A 25,762-nucleotide genomic window follows, 5' to 3' on the forward strand; every position below is an offset into this window, starting at 1 on the left:
CCCGTGAAGGCCGTCGTCATGGCGGGCGGGGAGGGGACACGGCTGCGGCCGATGACCGCCAACCAGCCCAAGCCCCTGCTCCCCATCATCAACCGGCCGATCATGGAACACGTGCTCCGGCTGCTGAAGCGGCACGGGTTCACCGAGACGGTGGTCACCGTGCAGTTCCTGGCCGCCCTGATCCGCAACTACTTCGGCGACGGCGACGAACTGGGCATGACCCTCCACTACGCCACCGAGGAGGTCCCGCTCGGCACGGCGGGCAGCGTGAAGAACGCCGCCGACAAGCTCCGCGACGACCGGTTCCTGGTCATCTCGGGCGACGCGCTCACCGACATCGACCTGACCGACATGCTCCGCTTCCACCGCGAGAACCGGGCGCTGGTCACCATCGGGCTCAAGCGCGTGCCCAACCCGCTGGAGTTCGGGATCATCATCGTGGACGAGAACGGCCGCATCCAGCGCTTCCTGGAGAAGCCCACCTGGGGCCAGGTGTTCTCCGACACGGTCAACACCGGCATCTACGTCATGGAGCCGTCGGTCCTCGACGAGATCGCCCCCGGCCAGTCGGTCGACTGGTCGTCCGACATCTTCCCCAGGCTGCTCGAACGCGGCTGCCGGCTGTTCGGCTACGTGGCCGAGGGCTACTGGGAGGACGTCGGCACGCACGAGAGCTACCTCAAGGCCCAGGCCGACGTGCTGGAGGGCAAGGTCAAGGTCGACTTCGACGCCTTCGAACTGGCCCCGGGCGTGTGGGCCGCCGAGGGCGCGTCCGTGGACCCCGACGCGGTGCTCAAGGGCCCCCTCTACGTCGGCGACTACGCCAAGGTCGAGGCCGGCGCCGAACTGCGGGAGTACACCGTGCTCGGCAGCAACGCCGTCGTGAAGGAGGGCGCGTTCCTGCACCGCGCGGTGGTCAGCGACAACGTGTACGTCGGCCCGGCCGCCCACCTGCGCGGCTGCGTGATCGGCAAGAACACCGACGTGATGACCGGCGCCAGGATCGAGGAGAACGCGGTCGTCGGCGACGAGTGCGTCATCGAGGCCGAGGCGTACGTCTCCTCCGGCGTGAAGATCTACCCGTTCAAGACGATCGAGGCGGGCACGGTCGTCAACACCAGCGTCATCTGGGAGTCGCGCGGCCAGCGCAGCCTGTTCGGCCCCCGCGGGGTCTCCGGGCTGGTCAACGTCGAGATCACCCCGGAGCTGTGCGTACGGCTGGCCAGCGCCTACGCCACGACACTGCGCAAGGGCGACACGGTCGTCACCTCCCGCGACGCCTCACGCGCGGCGCGGGCGCTCAAGCGGGCGGTGATCAGCGCGCTGAACTCCAGCGCGATCAACGTGGTCGACCTGGAGGCCGCCGCCCTGCCGGTCGCCCGGTTCAACACCTCCCGCGAGAACGTCCGGGGCGGCATCGCCGTGCGCACCACGGCGGGCGATCCGCAGAGCGTCGACATCGTCTTCATGGACGAGACGGGGGCCGACCTGTCCCAGGCGGCCCAGCGCAAGCTGGAGCGGGTCTTCTCCCGGCAGGAGTACCGCCGGGCCTTCCCCGGCGAGATCGCCGAGCTGACCTTCCCGGCCCGCGCCGTCGACACCTACGCCCGGGAGCTGCTGGCCTGCATCGACATGTCCGGCGTGAAGGACACGGAGATGAAGGTCGTGGTCGACTGCGCGGGCGGCACCTCCTCACTCGTGCTGCCGAGCCTGCTCGGCCGGGCCGGGGTCGACGTGCTGACCGTGAACAACCGCCTCGACGACGCCTCGCCCACCGAGACGCTGGCCGAGCGCCGCCGCGACCTGCAGCGCCTGGCGGAGCTGGTGGCCTCGGCGCGGGCCGCCTTCGGCGTGCGGTTCGACCCCGTGGGGGAGCGGGTCTCCCTGGTGGACGAGATGGGCCAGCTCATCAGCGAGGAGCGCGCGCTGCTCGTCGTGCTCGACCTGGTCGCGGCCGAGCGGCGGGGCGGGCGGGTGGCCCTGCCGGTCACCACGACCCGGGTGGCGGAGATGGTGTGCCGCTTCCACGGCGTGCAGGTCGACTGGACGGCCACGAGCCTCGACACGCTGACGCAGGCGGCCCGGCACCCCGACACGATCTTCGCCGGCGACGGCAAGGGCGGCTTCATCGTCCCGGAGTTCGCGCCCACCGTGGACGGCCTGGCGGTGTTCCTGCGCCTGCTCGGCCTGGTCGCGCGCACCCGGCTGTCGCTCAGCCAGATCGACGCCCGGATCCCGGAGGCCAAGCTGCTCAAGCGGACCGTCCCGACGCCCTGGGCCCACAAGGGCGCGGTGATGCGCTCGGTCGTCGAGGCGGCCGAGGGCCACCGCCTCGACACCACCGACGGCGTCCGCGTCGTGGAGGACGACGGCAGCTGGGCGCTCGTCCTGCCCGACCCCGCCGAGGCCGTCACCCACCTGTGGGCCGAGGGCCACGACATGGACACCGCCCAGGCCCTCCTGGAACGCTGGGCCCACGTCGTCGAACAAGCGGCCGGAGCTAGATGACATTGAACCGCCGCTGGCTGTAGCGTTGGTCAGTCCGCGCCCAGTCGCGGTCTTGACCTTTGTGCCTGATCAGCGTAAGTTGCGGCATTCGCAGTTTGAGCTAGTCCTAGAGCAAGTCGTGAGAGAGGCCGAGCCGTTCGATGCCCAGCGTCTACTGCACGCAGTGCGGTCATGCCAACCCCGAGGATGCCCGTTTCTGTTCACGATGTGGTTCGCCGCTGAGCGCTCCCGCGCCCGTCGCGGCCGACACGACCTCGACGATCTCGCTCGAGGCGCTCGAGGCGGAGACGGGCCAGACGCTTCTGCCGGACAGGGCGGCGGTCGAGCAGCTGCCTCCCGGCACGGCTCTCCTGGTGGTCATGCGGGGCCCGAACGCCGGCAGCCGGTTTCTGCTCGACAGCGACCTCACTACGGCGGGTCGCCACCCGGAAAGCGACATTTTCCTGGACGATGTGACCGTGTCCAGGAGGCACGTGGAGTTCTACCGGCGTGGGGGCCAGTTCACCGTTCGTGACGTGGGCAGCCTCAACGGCACCTACGTCAACCGGGAGCGCATCGAGGAGTCGCCGCTGCAGGGCGGGGACGAGGTGCAGATCGGCAAGTTCCGGCTGGTGTTCCTCACGCGTGGTCCCGGAGGGCTGTGATCGCTGAGGAGGAGGAGTCATGAGCGCGCAGGCCGTACGGGCGTTCATGAGCATCGGGGAGGTGCTCGCCCTGCTGCAGGGCGAGTTCCCGGACGTGACCGTCTCCAAGATCCGGTTTCTGGAGGGTGAGGGGCTGATCGAGCCCCAGCGGAGCCCGTCGGGGTACCGCAAGTTCACCTACAACGACGTCGAGCGCCTGCGGTACATCCTGCGGGCGCAGCGCGACCAGTACCTGCCGCTGCGGGTCATCAAGGACCAGCTGGACGAGCAGGCGGCCCGTCCGCACGCCGTCGTCTCCGACGGCGTCCCGCCCGTGCGTCTCAGCCGGGAGGAGCTCATCGAGGCCGCGGGCATCGACGAGGAGACCCTGGCCGAGATGGAGAGCTTCGGCCTGGTCGCCGCCGTGGCGCGCCGGTACGACGGGGAGGCGCTGGAGATCGCGCGCAGCGTGGGGGCGCTGTCGCGGTTCGGCCTGCGGGCGCGGCACCTGAGAGCGGTCCGCGCGGCGGTGGAGCGGGAGGCCGGCCTGATCGAGCAGGCGGTGGCCCCGCTGCTGCGGCGCAAGGCGCCGGGGGCGATCGCGGAGGCGGACGAGACCGCACGGGAGATCTCCGGACTTCTCCAGGAAGTGCACAATGCGTTACTGCGTGGGAGTGTTCGCGGCGTTCTGGGGCGGTGACCGGCACATCCGCTCCTCCGTGGGTGTTACGTTGAATGCCTGGTGATATGCCGCGACGCTTGAGACGGAGCCGCCCGTGTTGCAGATGGAGGTCGTGGGGGTTCGCGTTGAGATGCCCACCAACCAGCCGATCGTGCTCCTGAAGGAGACGAGCGGCGATCGGTACCTTCCGATCTGGATAGGCATGACCGAGGCGACCGCTATCGCGCTGGCCCAGGCGGAGGAGCCGCCGCCCCGGCCGCTGACCCACGACTTGTTCCGTGACGTCATTGAGGCCTTGGGGGTGCGGTTGCGCACCGTCAATATCGTCGCGCTCCGCGATGGAATCTTCTTCGCCGACCTGGTCTTCTCCAACGGCGTGGAGGTCAGCGCCCGTCCTTCGGACTCGATCGCGCTGGCGTTGCGTACGGGTGCGACGATCTACGCGAGTGAGGACGTGATCCAGGAGGCGGGCGTGAGCATGCCCGACGACCAGGAAGACGAAGTGGAGAAGTTCCGCGAGTTCCTGGACAAAATCACGCCGGAAGACTTCGGCAGGGCGGGCTGACGTGCCGGACGATTTCGGGAGATTACGCTTCACGACGCGCCGGACGGGGTCGTTGACTGACGATGGCCCCGGTCCTACGGTGCAAGGGAAACCACGGTTGTAATTCACGAACCCCCAGATCAGACCGTGGGATGAGAGAAAGCCGGAGGTCCGCAGTGGCGGTCAGCAGCGGCGAGGGTAAGTCGGCCGGCCAGCACGACCCGGTTCGGCAGGCGGCGCGCGAGCGCGCCGGCGAACAGGGTCTGCTGTTCGACGAGCAGCCGACGGCGCTGCCCCAGGGCATCGGATACCGCGGGCCGACGGCGTGCGCGGCGGCCGGGATCACGTACCGTCAGCTCGACTACTGGGCCCGGACCGAACTGGTGCTCCCGACGATAAGGGCCGCCCAGGGATCCGGGTCCCAGCGACTGTACAGCTTCCGCGACATCCTCGTCCTGAAGGTCGTCAAACGTCTTCTCGACACGGGGGTCTCCCTCCAGCAGATACGCACCGCCGTACGGCATCTGCGCGACCGCGGCGTCAACGACCTGGCCCAGATCACCTTGATGAGCGACGGCGTGAGCGTCTACGAGTGCACGAGCGCGGACGAGGTGATCGACCTGCTGCAGGGCGGTCAGGGCGTGTTCGGCATCGCGCTCGGCCGGGTCTGGCGCGAGGTCGAGGGATCGCTGGCCGAGCTTCCGGGTGAGCGCGCGGAGCCCGCTTCGGATGCGGAGGGGGACCATCCCGCGGACGAGCTGGCCCGCCGGAGAAAGGCCCGCAGGACCGGCTGAGGTCCCTGTGATCCACTGAGCAAGGAGCGAGGGGAGTCGGCTCTCCCGTAGCGGGTAGAGTGACAAGGCCGACGACCTCGTGCGGGAGAGACCTCTGGACGTTCAGGGGCGCCGAAGGAGCAAACCTCCCCGGAATCTCTCAGGCATCCGTACCGCACGGACGAGGCGACTCTGAAAAGCAGGCCCGCCGGCCAGGCGGCGCCTCACCGAAGGGGAAAATCGGGCTCGACGGCCCGGTGAAGCTCTCAGGTCCGATGACAGAGGGGGAGACCGCTTCACGACCGGCCGCGCCACCCAGGGCGGCGGGCGGTCGCCGCAGGTCTCGACCCCGTCCAGGAGGCCCCTGTCATGACCGATCGGTCCACGCTCCGCGATCTTTCCGCTCCGCCGTTCGCGACCCGTCACATCGGCCCCTCGGAGGCCGGCAGGGCCCGGATGCTCGAGGCCGTCGGCTACGAGTCGGTGGCCGACCTGGTCGCGGTGGCCGTGCCCGAGGCGATCCGCACGCGCGGTCCGCTGAACCTGCCCGAGGCGGTGGGGGAGGCCGAGGCCCTGGCCGAACTGCGCGCCCTCGCGGGCCGCAACCGGGTGCTGACCCCGATGATCGGCCTCGGCTACCACGACACGATCACGCCGGGCGTCGTCCTGCGCAACGTGCTGGAGAACCCGGGCTGGTACACGGCGTACACGCCGTACCAGCCGGAGATCTCGCAGGGGCGGCTGGAGGCGCTGCTGAACTTCCAGACGGTCGTGTCCGACCTCACCGGCCTCGACGTCGCCGGTGCCTCCCTGCTGGACGAGGCGACCGCCGCGGCCGAGGCGATGACCCTGGCCCGGCGGGCGAGCAAGGTCAAGACCGACGTGTTCGTGGTGGACGCCGACGCGCTGCCGCAGACCAAGGCCGTGCTGGCGACCCGCGCCGAGCCGCTCGGCATCACGCTGGTGGAGTCCGACCTCACCGGTGAGCTGCCCGAGTGCTTCGGGGTCCTCGTGCAGTATCCGGGCGCGAGCGGCCGGGTGGCGTCCTTCCGCGCGGTCGCCGAGCGGGCCCACGCCCAGGGGGCGCAGCTCGTGGCCGCGGCCGACCTGCTGGCGCTGACCCTGCTGGAGTCCCCCGGGGAGCAGGGCGCCGACATCGCCGTCGGCTCCTCCCAGCGCTTCGGGGTCCCGCTGGGCTACGGCGGCCCCCACGCGGCCTACATGGCGGTCCGCGAGGGCCTGCAGCGGCAGATGCCGGGCCGTCTGGTCGGCGTCTCGGTGGACGCCGACGGCCGCACGGCCTACCGGCTCGCCCTGCAGACCCGCGAGCAGCACATCCGGCGTGAGAAGGCCACCAGCAACATCTGCACCGCGCAGGTCCTGCTCGCGGTCATGGCGTCCATGTACGCCGTCTACCACGGCCCGGACGGCCTGAAGAGGATCGCCCAGCGGGCGCACCGGCACGCCGCCGTGCTCGCCGCCGGGCTGCGCGAGGGCGGCGTGGAGGTCGTCCACGACGAGTTCTTCGACACCGTGCTCGCCCGCGTGCCCGGGCGGGCCGCCCAGGTCGTGACCGCCGCCGCCGAGCAGGGCGTGAACCTGCGCCTCGCGGACGACGATCACGTCGGCGTCGCCTGCGACGAGAAGACCACCACCGGTCACCTGAGGGCCGTGTGGGAGGCGTTCGGCGTCGGGCAGGTCGTGGTGGAGGACCTCGACCGGGTGACGCCCGACGCCGTCCCCGCCGGTCTGCAGCGGACCTCTGACTTCCTCACCCACCCGGTGTTCCACGCCTACCGGTCCGAGACGGCCATGCTGCGCTACCTGCGGCGCCTGCAGGACAAGGACATCGCGCTCGACCGCTCGATGATCCCGCTGGGCTCGTGCACGATGAAGCTCAACGCGACCACCGAGATGGAGCCCGTCACCTGGCCGGAGTTCGCCTCCATCCACCCGTTCGCGCCCGCCGAGCAGGCCGAGGGGTACGCCGAGCTGATCGCGACCCTGGAGGGCTGGCTGGCCGAGGTCACCGGCTACGACCGGGTGTCGATCCAGCCGAACGCGGGCTCCCAGGGCGAGTTCGCCGGGCTGCTGGCGATCAGGTCCTACCACCGCTCCAGGGGCGAGGACGGCCGTGACGTGTGCCTCATCCCGTCCTCCGCGCACGGCACCAACGCCGCGAGCGCGGTCATGGCGGGCATGCGGGTGGTCGTGGTGGCATGTGACGAGAACGGCAACGTCGACCTCGCCGACCTCGCCGCCAAGATCGACAAGCACCGCGACGCGCTCGCCGCGATCATGGTGACCTACCCGTCCACGCACGGCGTGTACGAGGAGACGATCGTCGAGATCTGCGAGCGGGTGCACGAGGCCGGCGGGCAGGTCTACGTGGACGGGGCCAACCTCAACGCGCTGGTGGGCCTGGCCAAGCTGGGCGAGTTCGGCGCGGACGTCTCCCACCTGAACCTGCACAAGACCTTCTGCATCCCGCACGGCGGCGGCGGGCCCGGCGTCGGCCCGGTGGCCGTCAAGGCCCACCTCGCCGAGCACCTCCCGGCGCACGTGTCGGCCGCGCCGTACGGCTCGGCGGGCATCCTGCCGATCTCCTGGGCGTACGTCCGGATGATGGGCGGCGACGGGCTGCGGCAGGCCACCGAGCAGGCGATCCTGTCGGCCAACTACCTCGCCCGGCGGCTGGCGCCGCACTACCCGGTGCTGTACACCGGCAGGGACGGCCTGGTCGCCCACGAGTGCATCGTCGACCTGCGCCAGATCACCAAGGAGACCGGCGTCACGGTGGACGACGTGGCCAAGCGCCTGATCGACTACGGCTTCCACGCGCCGACCATGTCGTTCCCCGTCGCCGGAACGCTGATGATCGAGCCGACGGAGAGCGAGGACCTGGCCGAGCTCGACCGGTTCGCCGACGCGATGATCGCCATCCGGGGCGAGATCGCCAAGGTGGCTTCGGGCGAGTTCGACAAGACCGACAACCCGCTGCGCAACGCCCCGCACACGGCCGAGTGCCTCACCGCCGACGAGTGGACCCACCCGTACTCGCGGGCGGTCGCGGCCTACCCCGTGCCCGGCCTGCGGGACGACAAGTACTGGTCGCCGGTGCGCCGGATCGACCAGGCGTACGGCGACCGCAACCTCGTCTGCTCCTGCCCGCCCCTCGAGGCGTACGAGGACTGATCAGTTGAGTATGTCGGCCCCGCCCGGCGGCCGGTCTCGTTAAGATCGCGGTGATCGTTCCTCATCACCTGCGACCATGCGAGGCCCCTGTATGACGGCCATCGAATCCGGGCGGCGGTCCGACCGGCTCGACCACGCGCGCCGGCTCGCCGAGGGCGGCGACCTCGACGGCGCGGCCGCGATCTTCGCGGAACTCGCCGCGGACGAGGCCGCGCCGGACCCCGAGGCCGGCGAGGGCCTGTCCGTCGTGGTCGAGCGCATGGCCGAGCGGCTGCTGGAGGACGGCGAGCCCGAGCGGGCCGCCGACGTCCTGCTGGAGGCGCTGTCGGTCAGCGCGGTGGCCGACCCGGCGCGCTTGCGGGTGCTGCTCGGCCTGGCCCATCTGGAGATGGCGTGCGCGCAGTTCGCCGGGGCCGTGGAGGACAGCCGCCAGGAGGGGGCCGACGCCGGCACCGGCGCGCTCGCGATCGAACTGCTGGCCCGCACGCTGCCGCTGCGCGGCCGCGACGGCGACGCGGAGACCGTGTGGCGCTACGGCCTCGACCACCCCGATGCGGCGCTCGCCGAGCAGGTGCGGCTGCGCCTCGGGCGGGACGTGCGCCCCGCCATGGAAGGCGTCGTGGAGGGCTGATCCGCCGGGCAGGGCTCAGCGCTGGTTGCGGCGGCCGAGGGCGTAGGCGACGTTGACCGCGATGATCCCGCCCCAGGCGAGGACCATGCCGGGAAGATGACCGGCGGCCCCCGCGATCCCGGTCAGGGGGATGCCGAGGGCCAGCGACCCGATGGCCACGCCGACGGCGCCGTCCTTCTGCTTGGGCTGGCTCCCCGGCGGCTGCTGACGTAGCTGGGCCGCCACCTCGTTACGCACCCGCGCGGCGATCTCCACGTCGAGCTTGTCGAGGAACGAGTCGACCAGTGCGTCCTCGTACTCCGGACCGAGGTCGCGGCGGGCCGCCATGACGGCGCGCAGGTCCTCACGGGTCGACGGCGCCGCGGACGGCGGGGGGACGGGGCGCCCGGTCGCGGGCGGCGGCTGCGATGCGATGTCCGGCACCATGACATTCTGTCCCCTTCCTCGGGGGCCTGCCATCCTCCGATCGGAGGGTCGCCTCCTCCTGCTCCGGTCGGACCCGCTACCGTCACCGCCATGGAGATCGAGACCCCGCACGGCCGCGCCCTGGCCGAGGTGGACGAGGCGCCCGATCCCCGGCTGCTGCTGGTCCTGACCCACGGATCCGGGGGAGGTGTGGACGCGCCCGACCTGCTCGCCGTACGTGACGCGGTGCTCGCCGCGGGGGCGACGGTCGCCCGGGTGGTCCAGCCGTTCCGGCTGCGCGGCGCGCGGGCGCCCGGGTCGGCGGTCAAGCAGGACGAGGCGTGGCTGTCGATCGTCGCCGCGATCCGGGAGCGCCATCCGGGCCTGCCGTTCGTCCAGGGCGGGCGGAGCAACGGCGCGCGCGTGGCCTGCCGCACCGCGCGCGCCGCCGGGGCCGAGGCGGTGGTGGCGCTCGCGTTCCCGCTGCACCCGCCGGGGAAGCCGGAACGCTCACGGGCGGAAGAACTACGGCAGGCGGGGACCCCCGTGCTCGTGGTCAACGGGGATCGGGATCCGTTCGGCGTGCCGGACGAGAAGGACGCCGCACGTCTCGTGGTCCTCCCGGGGGAGGGACACGAGTTCAAGAAGGACCCCGCCCGGGTGGGCGAGGTGGTGGCGCAGTGGCTGCTGCCGCCTAGGCGGCGCTGATGGCCATGTCGGTGGGGCGGTGCGGGGCGATGATGCCGCCGTCCGGCAGCAGTTCGCCGGTGTCCTCGAACAGCACGACACCGTTGCAGAGCAGACTCCAGCCCTGCTCGGGGTGACACGCTATCGTGCGGGCGGCTTCTCGGTCCTTCGCGTCCGCGGTGGGACAGGCCGGTTCATGAGGGCACATCGCCGGGGCTCCGTGTCTTTTCGTTCGTTCGCTCGTTTTGTCTTGCGGGCGTCCCGCGGGTGCCGTCACGAGTGTCCTCGTTCAGGGTGCGAGGCGCTCGGTATGACGAACACCACACTGGACTACACCAGTTTGCGGCTCGGCCGCATCCGTACGACATAGTCCGTTCGGAGCATTTCCGCCGGTCGGGCTGGGGACCCGGCCGCACCCCGAGCAGGCTCGCGCGCACTGATGTGACCTAGTACACAAGAATGCCCCATTGCAGGCAACGGTCCGGCCTCGACACGCCGACGGCCCGGTAACCGGGAGATCACAGATTTCGGCCGCCGGGCGGAACTGATGCGGACGGCCCGGAAATCCGATGCCTCAGCCGCCCAGGCCGGTGATCAGCGCGTCGAGGCCGTGCTCGAAGTCGCGCTCGCCCTCGGCGGTGCGCGCGTCGCGCACCTCGGCGTCCGGGTCGGCCCACCCCGACTGCTGGACCTCCACGGCCACGCTGCCGAACACGTAGGCCCGCAGCGCGCGGACCGCTCCGGCCGGGTCGCCGATCCCCGACTCGCGCAGCTGCTCGGTCTGCTCCCTGATCGCGATGAGGGCCGACCCCTTCGGGGGCTTGGTCAGGGCCAGCGACAGCACCCCCGGGTGTTCCAGCAGCGCGGCGCGGCTCGCGCGGGCCCAGGCCCGCGCCCTGTCCTGCCAGGTGGCCGCGCCGGCCGGATCGACCTCCACGGTCGTCACATGCTCGGCGAGGGCGTCCATCAGCGCCTCCTTGCCTCGCGGCAGGTGGTGGTAGATGGCCATGGCCTCCACCTGGAGGGCGTCGCCGAGCCTGCGCATGGTCAGCCGGCGCAGACCCTGGCCGTCGGCGATGTGCAGGGCGGCGTCGATGATCCGCTCCCGGGACAGGGGGACGGGCGGTCGCTTGGCAGGCATGGCGATCATGCTGCCACATCTCGCCTTACTTCGTAAAGGGCGGCGCACCCTGCGGTACGGGCCTCCGTGCGGAGCGCGTACGCTACCGCTTGCGACGTGAGTTCGATGCGCGAGCCGATACGAAGGGGCTGACGATGGCGTTTTTCCGTCCGCGGGTGAGCCGGGAGGCGGAGGTCCGCTACCACGCGGATCTGGAGACCCGGAAGAACTTCGACCACGTGCTGGACAAGCTCCGGGCGGCGCAGCGGCGGTTCCAGGAGGCGAAGGCGGCGGGCGTGCCGCTCCCCGAGCTCCGTGAGGCGGCTCTGGGCCTCGACACGGCGCTGACCGAGGCGCTGCGCGCGGCCGAGGCGGGACAGCGTGCCACCTACGGCGTGAAGTCCTACGACAGCAGGATCGCCCGGCGTAAGGCGAGGGCCACCCCCGACGGCGCGTTGTGGACCGACGAGGTGAACCGGCTGCGCACGCTGCGCGAGGCGCACCGCCTCAGCGGCATCCCGCGGGTGCCCCGTGCCGGCAAGACGGGCGACCCCGCCCGCCTGACCCCGCGCGACGTGCGCAAGGGCCTGGCCTCGGCAGGTCGCTGAGTCTGCCCGGCGGCACCGCACGCCGGCGCGACGACGGTGATCGCGGCTCCTGACACGGGAGCCGCGAGGGTCTACGATTCCGCCTCACACCCGAGCCGAGCGTCAGGGGCTCGGGACCAGGAAGGCAGGTCGTCCCCGTGATCCCCGACTCGCTGGCGTCGTCACCGCTGGAACCCCTGCTCACCAGGGAGTACGACACCGAACCCGCGCTCGTCCACGAACATCTCCGGAGCGCCTACGGCCCGGTGGCGCCGGTCGATCTCCTCGGTGTGCCCGTGTGGTTCGTCCTCGGCTACGACGAGGTGCTGCACGTCCTGCAGAACGCGGGCGAGCGCTGGAGCAAGTGCGTGGCCAACTGGCGGGCGTACACCGAGGGCCGGGTGCCCGCCGACTGGCCGCCGCTGACCCTGCTCGCGGCGGACAACACCGGGTTCCAGGACGGGGACAGGCACCGTGCGGGCCGCGCGGCCTGGGACGCCGCCCTCCGGCCGTACCAGGATCCCGCTCATCCGCAGGCACAGGCGATGGACCGTGCCATCCTGCGCTACTGCGACGAGCTCATCGACGTCATCGCGGAGGGCACGTCCACAGGGCTCGCGGACCTGTCCGCGCAGTACGGGCGGCCGCTGCCGCTGATGGTCGCAGGCCACCTGTTCGGCATCAGCATCGGCCGCGGCGACGACCTGGTGATGGACCTGTGGCGCCTGCTGGACGGCCCGGACTCCGGCGGGGCGTTCCAGCGGCTCTACGCCACCTTCCTGGAACTCGCGACGGTCAAGCGGAGACGGCCCGGCGAGGACGTCCCCTCCTACCTGCTCGCCGCCAAGCCGGATTTCACCGACGACGAGCTGGCCCGCGAGCTGTTCCTGCTGCCCGCCTTCCTCGACTTCACCGGCAGCCTGATCTGCAACGCGGTGGTCGAAGTGGTCACCAACCCGCGGCTGCGGGCGACGTTGTCGACGGGGGCGATCGAGGAGGTGGTGAACCGGGTCGCGATGCTGAAACCGGCGATCGCCAACGTCACCCTCCGCTACGCCAGGGCGGACGCGAAGCTGGGGAACTTCACGATCGCCGCGGGCGACCCCGTGCTGCTGTCGGTCGCGGCGGCGAACCACGACCCGCGGATCGCCGCGGCGCTGAGCGACGACACCGTGCGCAGCACCCGCGCGCACCTGTCGTGGGGCGCGGGCCCGCACCGATGCCCGAGCCGGCGGCTGGCGACCCAGATCACCACGATCGCCGTGCGGCGGCTGCTCGAGCGGTTCGCGGCGCTGGGCCTCGCGCTGCCGCCCGACCAGCTGCCCTGGCGCCCTTCTCCCTTCATGCGGGCGCTGCGCTCCCTGCCCGTGCAGTACGAGGTGCGGCCGGCGTTCGGGCCACGCGGCAGGAGCGAGGCGCAGAGCACGGGTAGCGCGGGCGGGGAGGCCGGCGAGCAGCGGTCCGGCGCCCCCGCCGACGGCGAGGGCCGGGGCGCACGGTCCTCGCTGTGGACCTTCCTGCGCAGGCTCCGGGGCGGACGGCGGGACGACCAGCCGGTGGCGTGAAAGCCGTACGGCCCGCGCCCCCTCACGGGGACGCGGGCCGTACTCGTGTCCGAGCCCAGTCTCAGCCGGCCCAGATCTCAGCTGGCCCAGATCTCAGCTGGCCCAGTCGAGCAGCGGGCGGGTGTTGCTCGGGTGGCGCAGCTTGGACAGCGACTCCTTCTCGAGCTGGCGGATCCGCTCCCGGGTCAGGCCCAGGTGCTTGCCGATCTCGTCCAGCGTGTGCGGCTTGCCGTCGGCCAGTCCGAAGCGCAGGCTCATGATCTTGGCCTCGCGCGGCGACAGGTTGCTCAGCACGCCCTTGAGCTGCTCGGCCAGCAGCTGCCGGTCCACGACCTCGGACGCCTCGGGGGAGTCGACGTCCTCGATGAGGTCGCCGATCCGGGTCTCGCCGTCCTCGCCGATGGTCGAGTCGAGGCTGATCGGCTGCCGGCTGGTCCGCAGCAGCTCCTCGATCTGGTCCGGGGTCTTGTCCAGCTCGACGGCCAGCTCCTCCGGCGTGGGCTCCCGGCCGAGCCGCTGGTGCATGTCACGCTCGACGCGCGACAGCTTCGACAGCATCTCCAGCACGTGGACGGGCAGCCGGATCGTACGGGCAGAGTCGGCGAAGCCACGCTGGATGGCCTGCCGGATCCACCACATGGCGTACGTCGAGAACTTGTAGCCCTTGGTGTAGTCGAACTTCTCGACCGCGCGGATCAGGCCGAGGTTGCCCTCCTGCACGACGTCGAGCAGGGCCATGCCGCGGTCGGTGTACTTCTTGGCCACCGACACGACCAGGCGGAGGTTGGCCTCCAGCATGTGGTCCTTGGCCCGCCTGCCGTCCTCGATGACCCACTCCAGGTCCTCGCGGACGCCCGGCGCGAGGCGCTCGCCGTTTTCCACGGCGGTCTCGAGCTTGTACTCGGCGTACAGCCCGGCCTCGATGCGCTTGGCCAGCTCCACCTCCTGGGCGGCGGTGAGCAGGGTGCGGCGGCCGATGGACTTCAGGTAGGTGTGCACCGAGTCGCCCATGACCGACGAGGTGTCGTCGAGGTCGAGCGTCTCGCTCTCCTCGGCCTCGGTCTCGTCGGCCTGCAGCTCCTCGTCGTACGGCTCCTCGTCGGCGGCCTTGGCCGTCTTCTTCGCGGCGTTCCTGGCGGCGGGCGCGCCCTTCTTGGCGGCCTCGGCCTGGGCGGCCCGGCGTGACTTCCTGGCGGGAGCCTTGCCCTTCTGGGTGCCCTCGGGGGCGGTGCCGCCCGGCGCGCCGTTGTCCGTGAGGGTGTCGGCGGCCAGGTTCACGCCCGCCTCGGTCAGCTCGCGCAGGATCGAGCGGCCCTCGACGGGGCTGACGCCGGCCTTGGCGAAGGCCTCGCGCAGCTCCGACAGGGAAAGGCGACCCTGCGCACGGCCTCGCTCCAGCAGCAGGTCGAGCGTCGTCGGGGTCACCTCGCGCTCGGGCGAGGCCGCCACGGCGGTCCGGGGCATGAGGACACCTCCTCCTTGCGGAGTTCATGGTTTCGAATGCTTGCGATCGGGGCGCGGCGTCCGGCGGCTCAGCGCACCAGTATCAATAACGCTCTCGCGCCTGGTTTGTTCCCTCACCCCGCGGGGGAGGGCGGTGGATCCGGCCGGGCGGCCCGGCCGGCAGGTGCCGTCAGTCGGGGATGATGGTGACGCTGACCTCGGGCATCGGCATGGGATCGGCGTCCTCCATGCGCTCGGGGGTCCAGTAGCCGGAAACCCCGTCCGGGTCGTCCGTGAGCGCCTCGGACACCACGTCCGGGTCGGCACCGGGAGTGGACCTGGACCCGGTGAAGCCGCCGCGGCCGGAGTCGGCCGGGAGGATCTCGCTCGATCCCCCGTGGCCGCGACCCGCCGGGCCGAGCTTGGCGGCGGGGGCGTCGCCCGCCTTCGCGACGTCGTCCAGGCGCCCGGCGAACGCGGCCGCGGTGACCGACGCGCCGCCCACGATGACGACGCCGACGAGCACGGCGGAGGCCATCATCTTGTGCGCCGGCGTGAGGCGGATCGGTTGCATGCGGCGTCCCCTTCCCCCGCTCTCATAGACGCACGACGGTCACCCGCGGTTCCGGATCTTCACTTCCGGTTCTTCAGTGCGACCATATCCGGTTTGCCGTTCGGAAGGAGGGGAATCTGGGACACCAGCTCGAGGGCGCGCGGCGCGGCGTAGGCGGGCAGCCGCTCCTTGGCGAAGCCCCTCAGCTCGTCGAGCGTGACCTCGCGGGCGTCCCCCGCGACCACGACGGCGACCACGATCTCACCCCACTCGGGGTCGGGCCTGCCCACCACCACGACGTCGCGTACGGCCGGGTGCCCGGCCAGGACCTCGGCGACCGCGCCGGACACGACCTTCCGGCCGCCGGTGTTGATCACGTCGTCCGCCCGGCCGAGCACGGTGAGCCGCCCGTTCTCCATCCGGCCGAGGTCGGAGGTGACGAACCAGCCGCCCTCGAAGGGGTGGTCCTCGCGCAGCCGGTAGCCCGAGAACAGCACCGAACCCGAGATCCGCACCCGTCCGTCGCCGCCGATCTTGACCTCGACGCCGTCCAGCGGCACGCCGTCGTACACGCAGCCGCCGCTCGTCTCGCTCATGCCGTACGAGGTGACGACCCGGAGCCCGGCGGCGCGGGCCTCGGCGAGCAGGCCGGCGGGAGCGGCGGCCCCGCCGAGCAGGATCACGGGGAAGGCCGTGAGGTCCGCGCCCGCGTCGAGCACGCGCCGCACCTGGGTGGGGACCAGCGAGACGTAGTCGGCCCGGCTCGCGATGACCTCGGCGGGGGAGAAGCGGGGATGGATGGTCGGCTCGGTGCCGGACAGCAGCGACCGGATGAGCACCTGCGCGCCGGAGATGTGCGACGGCGGCAGGCAGCACAGCCAGCGGTCGCCCTCGCGGGCGCCGAGCCTGGACAGCGAGGCCCGGGCCGAGGCGAGCAGCGCCTCTGCCGTCAGTTCCACGCCCTTGGGGGCGCCGGTGGAGCCGGAGGTCGCGATGATCAGCGCCGCGTCGGACGGCTCCCCGTCCGGCTCGCGCCGCACGCCGTCGGCGGTGACGACGTGGGTGGGCCGCAGCGCGGCGAGCGTCGCCTCCAGCGCGGGCCGGGGCAGATCCGGGGACAGCGGCAGCACGGCGGGCCCGTCGCCGGTCAGGGCCTGCCGTACGGCCTCCGACAGGGCGGGCCCCGGAGGCAGGACGAGGGCGTGCACGGGTCGCTGTCCTGGGCGGTGTCCGGGAGGGCTGAGCACGGTCGTAAGGTTAGTCCCGGCGCGGTGGCCGCACGCCGCCGCCTGGCAGGTGACGACGCCTGGTTGGTGTTGACGAAGGAGTGGGTGTGACGAGCGGGGTCGACTGGAAGCGGTCGGGCGAGTACGAGGACATCATCTACGAGACCGCCGAGGGGATGGCGAAGATCACGATCAACCGCCCCGAGCGGCACAACGCCTTCCGCCCCACGACGTTGTTCGAGCTCCGCGCGGCCTTCGACCGGGCCCAGGAGGACACCGAGGTCGGTGTGATCATCTTCACCGGCGCCGGGGACAAGGCGTTCTGCTCCGGCGGCGACCAGAAGATCCGCGGCGACGACGGCTACGTGGACGACAAGACCCACGGCATCGGCCGGCTCAACGTCCTGGACCTGCAGGTGCAGATCCGTCGCTGCCCCAAGCCGGTCATCGCGATGGTGGCGGGCTACGCGATCGGCGGCGGCCACGTGCTGCACGTCTGCTGCGACCTGACGATCGCCGCCGACAACGCGAAGTTCGGCCAGACCGGTCCCAAGGTGGGCTCGTTCGACGGCGGGTACGGCTCCTGGCTGCTCGCCGAGACCGTGGGTCTCAAGCGGGCCCGCGAGATCTGGTACCTGTGCCGTCAGTACGACGCCCAGACCGCGCTCCAGTGGGGCCTGGTCAACGCCGTCGTGCCGCTGGAGCGCCTGGAGGAGGAGACCGTCCAGTGGGCCCGCGAGCTGCTGGAGAAGTCGCCCCTCGCGCTGCGCATGCTGAAGGGCGCGCTCAACGCGGTGACCGACGGCGCGGCCGGCATGCAGCAGTTCGCCGGCGACGCGACGCTGCTCTACTACATGAGCGAGGAGGCCCAGGAGGGCCGCGACGCGTTCAAGGAGAAGCGCAAGCCGGACTTCTCGAAGTACCCCCGCCGGCCCTGACGGGCTCCGGGAGAGGCCGCGGGATGACGGCGGCCTCTCCGTTTTGCCGTACGCTTGCGGCTGCGGGAACGGGAGGAGACGGGCGGGTGGACACAAACCGGGCCGGTCTGGGCGTTCTGGATCTGGGCGTTCTGGAGGCGCGGCGGTGAACCCGGCGACCGCTCTCTCGACCGTCCTGATCGACGAACTGGTGCGCTGCGGGGTCACCGACGTGGTGCTCGCCCCCGGCTCCCGGTCCGCGCCGCTGGCGCTCGCCGCGCATGGCGAGTCGCGGCTGCGGCTGCACGTGCGCGTCGACGAGCGCTCGGCCTCGTACCTAGCGCTCGGCCTGGCCAAGAGGTCCGAGCGGCCGGTGGCCCTGATCTGCACCTCCGGCACGGCCGCGGCCAACTTCCACCCCGCCGTGATCGAGGCGTCGGAGTCGGGGGTGCCGCTGCTCCTGCTGACCGCCGACCGGCCGCCCGAACTGCGCGGCACCGGCGCCAACCAGACGATCGACCAGGTCAAGCTGTACGGCTCGGCCGTGCGCTGGTTCGCCGAGGTCGGCGTGCCGGAGGAGCGGCCCGGCCAGGTGGCCTACTGGCGCTCTCTGGTGTGCCGGGCCTGCCAGCGCGCCGCGGGGCCGCCGGACCCCGGTCCCGTCCACCTCAACGTGGCCTTCCGCGAGCCGCTGATCCCGGACGGCGACGCGAGCTGGTGCGAGCCCCTCGACGGCGACGCCGCGGGCTCGTGGATGAGGGCGCGGGTCGCGCCGCCCTCCGCCGCCCTGCACATCCCGCCGACCCGGCGCGGCGTGCTGGTGGTCGGCGACGGCGCCGCCAACGTGCGGCGGTACGTCGCCGCCGCGGGCATGGCGGGCTGGCCCGTGCTGTCGGAGCCCAACGGCGGCGGCCGGTACGGCGACCACGCGATCTCGACCTACCACTTCCTGCTGGGCGACCAGGAGTGGGCCGACGCCCACCGGCCGGACGTCGTGGTCACCCTCGGCCGCCCCGGGCTGTCGCGCCCGCTGCTGTCGTGGCTGCGCCGGGCCGAGGAGCACATCGTCGTGGCCCCCGACCTGACCCGGTGGCCCGACCCGACGCGTTCGGCGACCCAGGTGGCCCAGGCCGTGGAGATCCCGATCGCCGCGGGAGGGGACGCCTGGCTGCGTGCCTGGCGGCACGCCGACCAGCTGGCCCGCGAGGCGCTCGACACGGTGCTCGACTCCTCCGGGCTGACCGAGCCGCGGCTGGCCAGGGACCTCGTCGAGGTGCTGCCCAACGGGTCGCTGCTGTTCTGCGGCTCGTCCATGCCGATCCGCGACCTCGACCAGGCCATGCGCCCCCGGCGGGGACTGCGGCTCATGGCCAACCGGGGCGCCTCGGGCATCGACGGCCTGGTCTCCACCGCCGTCGGGGCCGCGCTCGCCCACAACGGGCCGGCGTACGCGCTGATCGGCGACCTGACTCTCCTGCACGACCAGAACGGGCTGATCCTCGGCCCGCGCGAGCCCCGGCCCGACCTATGCCTGGTGGTGGTGAACAACGACGGCGGCGGGATCTTCTCGCTGCTGCCGCAGGCCGCGATCGAGGACCCGTTCGAGCGGGTCTTCGGCACCCCGCACGGCGTGGACTTCGGCTACCTGGCCGCCGCCAGCGGATTGCCGTACACGCATGTGGAGGATCCCGAGGAGCTGTCCCGGGCGATCAAGGGGGACGGCCTGCGGATGGTGGAGGCGCGCACCGACCGGGCGCGCAACGCGGCCGTCCACGTCGCGATGCGCGAGGCCGTACGCGCCGCCATGCGCGGTTGATCGTTTCCAGGTCGGACGCCCGGTCGCGCCCGTCCTTCCGCAGGCTTACCCCTGTTGGTCCTTCCGGCGGATGCCGCACTCGCGGGGCGACGGCAGAATGGGTGCTGTTTCCCCGCCATGAGGAGTGAGATGCACGTCGACGAGTGGCTGCAGACCATCCCGTCCGTCTGGGTCTACGTGCTCGTGGGCGCCGTCATCGGGCTGGAGAGCCTGGGCATCCCGCTCCCGGGCGAGATCGTGCTGGTGAGCGCCGCGCTGCTGTCGTCCAGAGGAGTCGTGGACCCGCTGATCGTCGGGATCTGCGCGAGCGGCGGCGCGATCATCGGGGACTCGATCGGTTACCTGATCGGCCGCCGGGGCGGACGGCCACTGTTCGACCGTCTGGGGCGGCGCTTCCCCAAGCACTTCGGCCCGGCGCACATCGCCAAGGCGGAGCAGGTGTTCAACCGCCACGGCATGTGGGCGGTGTTCTTCGGCCGCTTCATCGCCCTGCTGCGGATCCTCGCCGGGCCGCTGGCCGGCGCCCTGCACATGCCCTACTGGCGCTTCCTCGTCGCCAACATCCTCGGCGGCGTGGTGTGGGCCGGTGGGACCACGGCCGCGATCTACTACCTGGGCGTGGTGGCCGACAAGTGGCTCAAGGGCTTCTCCTGGGTCGGGCTGGTGATCGCCGTCCTGTTCGGGATCGGCACCACGGTGTGGCTGAAGCGCAAGGCCGCCAAGGCGGCCGCCGAGGAGAGCGTGCCGGAGACCGTCAGCGCCTCCTGACGCGCCGTCCGTTTTCCGCCAGCCCCGCGGACGGCCGCGAGGCCACCATGAGGGCATGACGTACGAGATCAGGGCCATCGCGCCCGACGTGCTTGACCAGCTGAGGAAGACCGACGACGCCGGGCGCCGGCCGCGCCGCGTCGTCGAGACCGAGGGCGGCAACCCGCTGCGCTGCTGCCTGCGCCGCTCCCGGCCCGGGGAGGCGATCCTGCTCACGGCCTACGCGCCGCTGCGCCGCTGGGCCCTGGAGACCGGCGCGGACCCCGGCGCGTACGAGGAGGTCGGGCCGGTGTTCGTGCACGAGGAGCCGTGCGGGGGACCGGCACCGGGCTACCCCGCGGCCATGGGCGGCCCGCGGCGGGTCTTCCGCACCTACCGCGCCGACGGCTCCATCCAGAACGGGCATCTCGTGGACGCGCACCAGTCGGCCGACCCTCTCGCGGCGTCGATCCTCCTGGACACCCTGCTGGAGGACCCGGAGACGGCGGTGATCCACGTGCGGGCCGTGGAGTTCGGCTGCTTCCTGTTCGAGGTACGGCGCGTCGTGTTGGACAATCCCACTACGGACGGCGTGCCGCTTCGTTGAGCCGGACGAAGCAGCGGCCGGTGAGGACGCCTAGCGTTCGGGCGACGGCCCCGGCGACGGAAGGACCCTTCGATGGCTGACGCGGCAGGACGATGGGAGACGCGGCTCGGTGAGCTGATCGCCGAGTACGAGATCCCCGGCGCGTCCCTGGCATTCCTGCACGAGGGAGAGGTCCGCGAGTTCGCCGCCGGCGTGCTCAACGTCGCCACCGGCGTCGATGCGACTCCCGACTCCCTCTTCCAGATCGGCTCGATCACGAAGCTGTGGACCTCGACGCAGATCATGCTGCTGGCAGAGCAGGGGCGGGTCACCCTCGACACCCCCGTGCGGGAGATCCTGCCGGAGTTCCGGGTCGCGGACCCGGAGGTGACCAAGAGGGTCACGCTCCGGCACCTGCTGTCGCACACCTCGGGCATCGACGGGGACCTGTTCCTCGACACGGGCCGGGGCGACGACTGCCTGGAGAAGTACGTCGAGGCGTGCGCGGACCTCGCGCAGAACCACCCGCTCGGGGCCACCCAGTCGTACTGCAACTCCGGCTTCTCCGTCGTGGGGCGGGTGGTCGAGCGCCTGACCGGCAAGGTGTGGGACGCCGCGCTGCGCGAGCAGGTCGTCGAGCCGCTGGGTCTGACCCACACCTGGACCCTGCCGGAGGACGTCCTGCGGTTCCGCGCCGCCATGGGCCACATCGACGGTGCGCCGGCGCCGATGTGGGGCCTGATGCGCTCGGCGGGACCGGCCGGGCTGATCTGCGCCCGCGCAGCCGACGTCGTGGCCTTCGCCCGGGCCCATCTGGAAGGCGGCCTGCTCGCCGATCCCCGCGCGATGTGGGAGCCGCAGGTGGACATCCCGAACCCGCACACCCTGGGCAGGCAGTGGGGGATCGGCTGGATCCTCGACGAGTGGGACGGCCGCCGGGTGATCTCGCACGGCGGCAACACGATCGGCCAGGCCGCCATGCTATGGGCGGTCCCCGAGGCGGGCGCCGTCGTGTGCGTGCTGGCCAACGGCGGCCAGACCGGCGCCTTCCAGCACGCCGTGGCCACCGAGCTGTTCGGCGACCTGCTCGGCGTGGCCGTCCCGCCCGTGCTCGGCCCGCCGGCCGAGCCGTACGAGACCGACGTGGAGCGGTACGCCGGGGTCTACGAGCGAACCGGCACGCGGATCACGATGACCGCGCGCGACGGAGCCCTGGCGACGCACATCGAGGCCACCGGGGCCCTCGCCGGCGCGCAGCCGCCCATGGACCTCGATCTCGTGCCGGTGGACGACGTCACGTTCGTCGGCCGCCCGCAGGGGCAGCCCGACTGGTGGTCGGCCGTGTTCTTCCGGCTCCCCGACGGCACGCCGTACGTCCACCTCGGCGCGCGGGCCACGCCCAGGGTCGGCTGAGGCGGGGATGGACACGCGGCCGCGCGCCAGCCTGCGCCGGGTCCTGGAGGACATCGGCAGTACCGTGCTCGACGTGGCCGCCTCACCCGGTGACCTCGACGCCGAGGTCACCGGGGTGCACATCCATGACCCCCTGGACGAGCCGCCGCTGCAGGAGGGGGCTCTCGTGCTCGCCGTCGGGGTGGACTCGGCCGAGCGGATACGGGCCCTGCTCGACGCGGCCGGTCCGGTGGCCGGCGTCGTCGTGAAGCAGCCGGTGGAGGTCGACGAGCCGCTCCGCGCGAAGGTCCGGGAGACCGGGGTCGCGGTGCTCGGTCTCACCCGCGCCGCGTCCTGGGCCCAGGTGGCGGCGCTGTTGCGCTCCCTGCTGGCCGAGCTGCGGGACCCGCTCCTGGACGAGTCGCCGGACGGCCTGTTCTCGCTGGCCAACGCCGTGTGCGCGCTGCTGGACGCGCCGGTGACCATCGAGGACCGCTCCTCGCGGGTGCTGGCGTACTCCGAGCGGCAGGAGGAGGCCGACCCCGGGCGGGTGGCGACCGTGCTCGGCCGTCAGGTGCCGGAGCGGTACCGGCGGATGCTGGAGGAAGGGGGCGTCTTCCGCCGGCTCTACCAGAGCCGTGAGCCGATCTACATCGAACTGCACGACGAGGGGATCAACCGGGCGGCGGTGGCCGTCCGTTCGGGCGACGAGATCCTCGGCTCAATCTGGGCCGCCGTGCGCGAGCCGCTGAGCGAGCAGCGGCGGCGCGCCCTCGCCGACGCCGCCAAGATCGTCGCGCTGCAGCTCCTGCGGCAGCGCGCCGGGGCCGACACGAGCAGGCGGCTGCGCGCCGACCTCCTGGCGACCGTGCTCGCCGGCGGCCGCGACGCCGCGGAGGCGGCGGGCCGGCTGGGCGTGGCGAGCGAACGCCTGTGCGTGCTCGCGGCCCAGCTCACCGAGGAGGCGTACGACGACGCCGCCCGGCTGGAGAGCGACCGGCAGCGGTTCTGCGACGCTCTCGCCCTGCACGTCGGGGCCATCCATCCGAAGGCCGCCGCCGCGCTGGTCGGCTCGGTGGCCTACGCCGTGCTGCCCCTGCAGGCCGGCGGGCAGGAGGAGGCGCGGGCCGTACGCGTGGCGGAGAGCTTCCTGACCAGGGTCGGCCCCCGGCACGCGGCCAACATCGGCGTGGGCCGCTTGGCGGCCGACCTCGCCGAGGTGGCCCGGTCGCGGGCCGACGCCGACCGGGCGCTACGGGTGCTGCGCGCCGGGGGCGCCTCCGGCCAGGCGGCCGGGTACACGAGCGTGCACTTCGAGGCGTTGCTGCTCCAGTTCTCCGACCTGGTCCGGGCGGAGAAGCAGGCGCCCACCGGGCCGTACGAACGGCTGCTCGCGTACGACGCCGAGCACGGCAGCGAGCTGGTCGCCACGCTGCGGGCCTATCTGGACGCCTTCGGCGACGTCAACGCCGCCGCCGCGCGGGTCCACGTGCACGCCAACACGTTCCGCTACCGCCTCAAGCGGTTGACCGAGATCGGCGGGCTGGACCTGTCCGACCCCGACGCGCGGCTCAGCGTCATGCTCCAGATGCGCATCTTCGGCCGGTAGCACGACGCCACGGGGGCGCGGAAGCGGTCAGCTCACCCGGCGGTGCACGTCCTCAGGGCTGTCCGAGGGCGGAAATCCCGTGCTGGCCCCCCACATCTCCGCGAACCGGCCCTCCTCGAAGCGGAAGATCTCGAAAAGCATGGGCGGCGCATCGCCGTCCGGGGTCGAGATCCCCTCGACGGTCGAGCGGACTGCGGCCCTGTCACCGTCGACCAGGATGTCCTGGGCGACGACGCGTATGGCGGGGTACCGGGCAACGAGCGCGCGCCAGGCGTCCTTTCCCGCCTCGAAGCCCGCGGTCCCGAGCGGATGGCTGAAGAAGCCGGGGGTGTGCAGGTCTGCGGCCTGGTCGAACTGCCGGCTGTTGAAGCAGTCCTGCATTCGCTTCACCAGGGCGCTCGCGTCCTCGCGTGTGGTCATCGGCGTGGTCTCCTCGTGGCTGACGATCGGGCCGGATGAGCGGCGCGGGTCTAACCGGTGCTTCGCCCCGGTTAGGGTCATACTATGCGGGGTGACGCCCCGGTTATGCTGATATCGACATGTCCAGCCATCCGTCTCAGCAGGTTCCGGCGCCGTCGGCCGAGTCTCACGGGAGTGACCGGGAGTTGCGGGCCGACGCGCGCCGCAACCACGAGCGGGTCCTGCGGACCGCGCAGCAGCTGTTCGCGGCGGAGGGTCTTGGCGTCTCGCTCGACGAGATCGCCCGCCGCGCGGGCGTCGGCCCCGGGACCGTCCACCGGCACTTCCCGACGAAGGAAGCGTTGTATCTCGCCGTAGCGACCGACGAGCTCAGGAAACTGGTCGCGGAAGCAGAAGCGCTTGCCGCGACCGGCGATCTCGCGGCCCTGTTCACACTGCTGTCCGCGATGATGGCCAGCGGCGCCGAGAACGTAGCGGTGAAAAGCGCACTGGCGGCCGCCGAGTTCGACCTGCGCGCCGCCGCCCCGGACGTCGCGGCGGATCTCACTTGTCATGTCGCGCACCTGCTGGATCGTGCGCAGGCGGCCGGCGTCGTGCGCCCCGATCTCACCGCCGACGAGGTGATGGCACTGGTCGCCGGCGCCTTCGCCGCGATTCGCCACGCCGGCGCCGAGACCAGCCGAACGCGCTCCGCGCACATCGCCCAGCTCATCCTCGATGGGCTACGACCCCAGCCCGGCCGTGCATCGCAGGCTCCGAAGCGGTGAAGTGACGGTTCCCCGAGGTGCGGGTACAGGCGGCGGCACGGCATCCCATCACGTCATGGCCGGTTTGTCTGCGTGCTCATCCGGCCTCGATCCTGTGACTCCAAGTAATCGGTCAGCGAACTTGTCGTGAGCATCGGCCGATGGAAGAATTCGTACAGGCATTCGAATGAGGGGAAAGGTGATGGAGCCCATCGAAGTCGCTCCTGCACATCCTCGGCATTTGAATGCGCCAGCCGGCGACTGGTGGGACGAGCTCATCGCCGACTCGCCCCTGTGGTCCTCGGAAGACTCCCTCGCCCGCGATCGACTCTCCGGGCAACCCGTCCCGGGGACGGGCAAGGGTGATCGCGCCAGCCGCGCGGGAACCGCAGACTCTGGGGTTTCGTCCGTTCGCTCTGCGGGTGCCGGTGTGGCCGGCGACGCTGAAAGCGGTGCTGGTGCCGGTGATTCCGAGGCCGGTGCCGGGACGGGTCGAGGCAAGGGCCGGTCGTCGTGGGTGCTGGTGGCCTCGGTTCGTGAGTCGGCGCAGTCGTTGGCGCTGGCCCCGGTTCCGGACGATGTGGACATCTGCCTGGCCGAGGCCGAGGAGTTGTTGTTCGCCCGGGATCGGATCACGTGTGCTCTCGCTGATCGGGTGGGGCGGGTGCATCGGGCGGGGCAGGCCAAGCGGCATGGGCATGCCTCCACGCGTAGCTGGCTGCGCACCGCGGGCGGGATGAGCGTGGCGGGTGCGGGCCGGCTGCTGACCCTGGGCGTCGAGCTGGCGCGTTTGCCGCGGGTGCGGGAGATGTTCGCCGCGGGTGGGTTGGCGGCGGGAGTGGTGGAGGCCATCTGCGCGGCGATCTCCGGTCTGTCGGATGAGCAGGCCGGTTTGGCCGAGCCGATCCTGGTGGAGCTGGCGGGCAGGGCGGGTGCGGCGGAGGTGGCCAAGGCGGGTCGTTATCTGCGGGCGGTGCTGGACCCCGA

The 25,762-nt window shown here is 72.0% G+C and carries 25 protein-coding genes and 1 riboswitch; of the genes, 18 read left to right on the forward strand and 7 right to left on the reverse strand.

Features of this window, described 5'->3' with window-relative positions:
• The first annotated feature begins 3 nt into the window (after positions 1-3).
• From ACWEQG_RS30330 to ACWEQG_RS30360, 7 genes are all read left to right on the forward strand, one after another.
• The gene (locus tag ACWEQG_RS30330) at positions 4-2,508 is read left to right on the forward strand and encodes a mannose-1-phosphate guanyltransferase (protein ID WP_363469588.1); all 2,505 of its coding nucleotides are present in this window, start codon (positions 4-6) and stop codon (positions 2,506-2,508) included.
• Positions 2,509-2,648: 140 nt separating this feature from the next.
• The gene (locus ACWEQG_RS30335; protein ID WP_079313913.1) at positions 2,649-3,152 is read left to right on the forward strand and encodes an FHA domain-containing protein; all 504 of its coding nucleotides are present in this window, start codon (positions 2,649-2,651) and stop codon (positions 3,150-3,152) included.
• Between the two features lie 19 nt (positions 3,153-3,171).
• Positions 3,172-3,831 carry a transcriptional regulator FtsR gene (ftsR, locus tag ACWEQG_RS30340; protein WP_363469590.1) on the forward strand — a complete coding sequence of 220 codons (660 nt, stop codon included), beginning with the start codon at positions 3,172-3,174 and terminating at the stop codon, positions 3,829-3,831.
• A gap of 76 nt (positions 3,832-3,907) precedes the next feature.
• Positions 3,908-4,378, forward strand: coding sequence for a bifunctional nuclease family protein (locus ACWEQG_RS30345; protein ID WP_189179865.1), 471 nt, complete (start codon positions 3,908-3,910; stop codon positions 4,376-4,378).
• Positions 4,379-4,533: 155 nt separating this feature from the next.
• Positions 4,534-5,151: a MerR family transcriptional regulator gene (locus ACWEQG_RS30350; protein ID WP_363469592.1), complete on the forward strand. Its 618-nt coding sequence runs from the start codon at positions 4,534-4,536 to the stop codon at positions 5,149-5,151.
• Between the two features lie 72 nt (positions 5,152-5,223).
• Positions 5,224-5,316, forward strand: a riboswitch (glycine riboswitch).
• Positions 5,317-5,499: 183 nt separating this feature from the next.
• Positions 5,500-8,325 (forward strand): aminomethyl-transferring glycine dehydrogenase, encoded by a 2,826-nt coding sequence (gene gcvP / locus ACWEQG_RS30355; RefSeq protein WP_452289936.1) that lies wholly within the window; start codon positions 5,500-5,502, stop codon positions 8,323-8,325.
• 91 nt (positions 8,326-8,416) lie between these two features.
• Entirely contained in the window at positions 8,417-8,956 is a 540-nt protein-coding gene (locus ACWEQG_RS30360; protein WP_452289938.1) for a hypothetical protein, read from the forward strand.
• 15 nt (positions 8,957-8,971) lie between these two features.
• Here ACWEQG_RS30360 and ACWEQG_RS30365 read toward each other — a convergent pair whose 3' ends face one another.
• Positions 8,972-9,379, reverse strand: a complete 408-nt coding sequence (locus ACWEQG_RS30365; RefSeq protein WP_452289939.1) for a hypothetical protein — start codon at positions 9,377-9,379, stop codon at positions 8,972-8,974.
• A 93-nt stretch (positions 9,380-9,472) separates the two neighbouring features.
• Between ACWEQG_RS30365 and ACWEQG_RS30370 the strand changes: the two genes are divergently transcribed.
• Positions 9,473-10,069 (forward strand): alpha/beta hydrolase family protein, encoded by a 597-nt coding sequence (locus tag ACWEQG_RS30370; protein WP_452289941.1) that lies wholly within the window; start codon positions 9,473-9,475, stop codon positions 10,067-10,069.
• Here ACWEQG_RS30370 and ACWEQG_RS30375 read toward each other — a convergent pair.
• Positions 10,056-10,256 carry a DUF5999 family protein gene (locus ACWEQG_RS30375; RefSeq protein WP_452289943.1) on the reverse strand — a complete coding sequence of 67 codons (201 nt, stop codon included), beginning with the start codon at positions 10,254-10,256 and terminating at the stop codon, positions 10,056-10,058. The genes ACWEQG_RS30370 and ACWEQG_RS30375 overlap by 14 nt on opposite strands.
• Positions 10,257-10,622: 366 nt before the next feature.
• Positions 10,623-11,189 carry a TetR/AcrR family transcriptional regulator C-terminal domain-containing protein gene (locus ACWEQG_RS30380; RefSeq protein WP_452289945.1) on the reverse strand — a complete coding sequence of 189 codons (567 nt, stop codon included), beginning with the start codon at positions 11,187-11,189 and terminating at the stop codon, positions 10,623-10,625.
• Positions 11,190-11,323: 134 nt separating this feature from the next.
• Here ACWEQG_RS30380 and ACWEQG_RS30385 point away from each other — a divergent pair, with 134 nt between their 5' ends.
• Both ACWEQG_RS30385 and ACWEQG_RS30390 read left to right on the forward strand, forming a co-directional pair.
• Positions 11,324-11,776: a hypothetical protein gene (locus ACWEQG_RS30385; protein ID WP_363469607.1), complete on the forward strand. Its 453-nt coding sequence runs from the start codon at positions 11,324-11,326 to the stop codon at positions 11,774-11,776.
• 137 nt (positions 11,777-11,913) lie between these two features.
• Positions 11,914-13,320, forward strand: coding sequence for a cytochrome (locus ACWEQG_RS30390; RefSeq protein ID WP_452289947.1), 1,407 nt, complete (start codon positions 11,914-11,916; stop codon positions 13,318-13,320).
• Positions 13,321-13,413: 93 nt separating this feature from the next.
• Here the strand turns inward: ACWEQG_RS30390 and ACWEQG_RS30395 are convergent, their stop codons facing one another.
• From ACWEQG_RS30395 to ACWEQG_RS30405, 3 genes are all read right to left on the reverse strand, one after another.
• Positions 13,414-14,784, reverse strand: a complete 1,371-nt coding sequence (locus tag ACWEQG_RS30395) for an RNA polymerase sigma factor (RefSeq protein WP_452289949.1) — start codon at positions 14,782-14,784, stop codon at positions 13,414-13,416.
• A gap of 169 nt (positions 14,785-14,953) precedes the next feature.
• The gene (locus ACWEQG_RS30400) at positions 14,954-15,337 is read right to left on the reverse strand and encodes a hypothetical protein (RefSeq protein WP_452289951.1); all 384 of its coding nucleotides are present in this window, start codon (positions 15,335-15,337) and stop codon (positions 14,954-14,956) included.
• A 59-nt stretch (positions 15,338-15,396) separates the two neighbouring features.
• Entirely contained in the window at positions 15,397-16,524 is a 1,128-nt protein-coding gene (locus ACWEQG_RS30405; protein ID WP_452289953.1) for an AMP-binding protein, read from the reverse strand.
• A gap of 125 nt (positions 16,525-16,649) precedes the next feature.
• Between ACWEQG_RS30405 and menB the strand changes: the two genes are divergently transcribed.
• The 6 genes from menB to ACWEQG_RS30435 all read left to right on the forward strand — a co-directional run bounded on the left by menB (position 16,650) and on the right by ACWEQG_RS30435 (position 23,609).
• Positions 16,650-17,480, forward strand: a complete 831-nt coding sequence (gene menB, locus ACWEQG_RS30410) for a 1,4-dihydroxy-2-naphthoyl-CoA synthase (RefSeq protein WP_363469616.1) — start codon at positions 16,650-16,652, stop codon at positions 17,478-17,480.
• 145 nt (positions 17,481-17,625) lie between these two features.
• Positions 17,626-19,275: a 2-succinyl-5-enolpyruvyl-6-hydroxy-3-cyclohexene-1-carboxylic-acid synthase gene (gene menD, locus ACWEQG_RS30415; protein ID WP_452289955.1), complete on the forward strand. Its 1,650-nt coding sequence runs from the start codon at positions 17,626-17,628 to the stop codon at positions 19,273-19,275.
• A 129-nt stretch (positions 19,276-19,404) separates the two neighbouring features.
• Complete coding sequence (locus ACWEQG_RS30420; RefSeq protein ID WP_452289957.1) at positions 19,405-20,043, forward strand: DedA family protein; 639 nt, start codon at positions 19,405-19,407, stop codon at positions 20,041-20,043.
• Positions 20,044-20,098: 55 nt separating this feature from the next.
• Positions 20,099-20,629: a DUF1203 domain-containing protein gene (locus ACWEQG_RS30425; protein WP_452289959.1), complete on the forward strand. Its 531-nt coding sequence runs from the start codon at positions 20,099-20,101 to the stop codon at positions 20,627-20,629.
• Positions 20,630-20,701: 72 nt separating this feature from the next.
• Positions 20,702-22,021 (forward strand): serine hydrolase domain-containing protein, encoded by a 1,320-nt coding sequence (locus tag ACWEQG_RS30430; RefSeq protein WP_452289961.1) that lies wholly within the window; start codon positions 20,702-20,704, stop codon positions 22,019-22,021.
• 7 nt (positions 22,022-22,028) lie between these two features.
• Positions 22,029-23,609: a PucR family transcriptional regulator gene (locus ACWEQG_RS30435; RefSeq protein ID WP_452289963.1), complete on the forward strand. Its 1,581-nt coding sequence runs from the start codon at positions 22,029-22,031 to the stop codon at positions 23,607-23,609.
• Positions 23,610-23,636: 27 nt separating this feature from the next.
• On the opposite strand, the gene ACWEQG_RS30440 is transcribed toward ACWEQG_RS30435, so the two are convergent.
• Positions 23,637-24,029, reverse strand: a complete 393-nt coding sequence (locus tag ACWEQG_RS30440) for a nuclear transport factor 2 family protein (RefSeq protein WP_452289965.1) — start codon at positions 24,027-24,029, stop codon at positions 23,637-23,639.
• 119 nt (positions 24,030-24,148) lie between these two features.
• On the opposite strand from ACWEQG_RS30440, the gene ACWEQG_RS30445 reads away from it, so the two are divergent.
• Together ACWEQG_RS30445 and ACWEQG_RS30450 are read left to right on the forward strand one after the other, a co-directional pair.
• Positions 24,149-24,796, forward strand: coding sequence for a TetR/AcrR family transcriptional regulator (locus ACWEQG_RS30445; RefSeq protein ID WP_452289967.1), 648 nt, complete (start codon positions 24,149-24,151; stop codon positions 24,794-24,796).
• Between the two features lie 502 nt (positions 24,797-25,298).
• A partial coding sequence (locus tag ACWEQG_RS30450) for a hypothetical protein (RefSeq protein WP_452289969.1) occupies positions 25,299-25,762 on the forward strand: 464 nt, incomplete at its 3' end.

This window comes from Microbispora sp. NPDC004025 (assembly GCF_053604425.1).

Bases quoted from the DNA above. Each gene is read 5' to 3' on its own strand.
- ACWEQG_RS30400 (WP_452289951.1), bottom strand. From the start codon at position 15,337: ATGCAACCGATCCGCCTCACGCCGGCGCACAAGATGATGGCCTCCGCC.
- ACWEQG_RS30440 (WP_452289965.1), bottom strand. From the start codon at position 24,029: ATGACCACACGCGAGGACGCGAGCGCCCTGGTGAAGCGAATGCAGGAC.
- ACWEQG_RS30375 (WP_452289943.1), bottom strand. From the start codon at position 10,256: ATGTGCCCTCATGAACCGGCCTGTCCCACCGCGGACGCGAAGGACCGA.
- ACWEQG_RS30370 (WP_452289941.1), top strand. From the start codon at position 9,473: ATGGAGATCGAGACCCCGCACGGCCGCGCCCTGGCCGAGGTGGACGAG.
- ACWEQG_RS30380 (WP_452289945.1), bottom strand. From the start codon at position 11,189: ATGCCTGCCAAGCGACCGCCCGTCCCCCTGTCCCGGGAGCGGATCATC.
- ACWEQG_RS30420 (WP_452289957.1), top strand. From the start codon at position 19,405: ATGCACGTCGACGAGTGGCTGCAGACCATCCCGTCCGTCTGGGTCTAC.
- ACWEQG_RS30360 (WP_452289938.1), top strand. From the start codon at position 8,417: ATGACGGCCATCGAATCCGGGCGGCGGTCCGACCGGCTCGACCACGCG.
- ACWEQG_RS30425 (WP_452289959.1), top strand. From the start codon at position 20,099: ATGACGTACGAGATCAGGGCCATCGCGCCCGACGTGCTTGACCAGCTG.
- ACWEQG_RS30435 (WP_452289963.1), top strand. From the start codon at position 22,029: ATGGACACGCGGCCGCGCGCCAGCCTGCGCCGGGTCCTGGAGGACATC.
- ACWEQG_RS30445 (WP_452289967.1), top strand. From the start codon at position 24,149: ATGTCCAGCCATCCGTCTCAGCAGGTTCCGGCGCCGTCGGCCGAGTCT.
- gcvP (WP_452289936.1), top strand. From the start codon at position 5,500: ATGACCGATCGGTCCACGCTCCGCGATCTTTCCGCTCCGCCGTTCGCG.
- ACWEQG_RS30385 (WP_363469607.1), top strand. From the start codon at position 11,324: ATGGCGTTTTTCCGTCCGCGGGTGAGCCGGGAGGCGGAGGTCCGCTAC.
- ACWEQG_RS30395 (WP_452289949.1), bottom strand. From the start codon at position 14,784: ATGCCCCGGACCGCCGTGGCGGCCTCGCCCGAGCGCGAGGTGACCCCG.
- ftsR (WP_363469590.1), top strand. From the start codon at position 3,172: ATGAGCGCGCAGGCCGTACGGGCGTTCATGAGCATCGGGGAGGTGCTC.
- ACWEQG_RS30430 (WP_452289961.1), top strand. From the start codon at position 20,702: ATGGCTGACGCGGCAGGACGATGGGAGACGCGGCTCGGTGAGCTGATC.
- ACWEQG_RS30335 (WP_079313913.1), top strand. From the start codon at position 2,649: ATGCCCAGCGTCTACTGCACGCAGTGCGGTCATGCCAACCCCGAGGAT.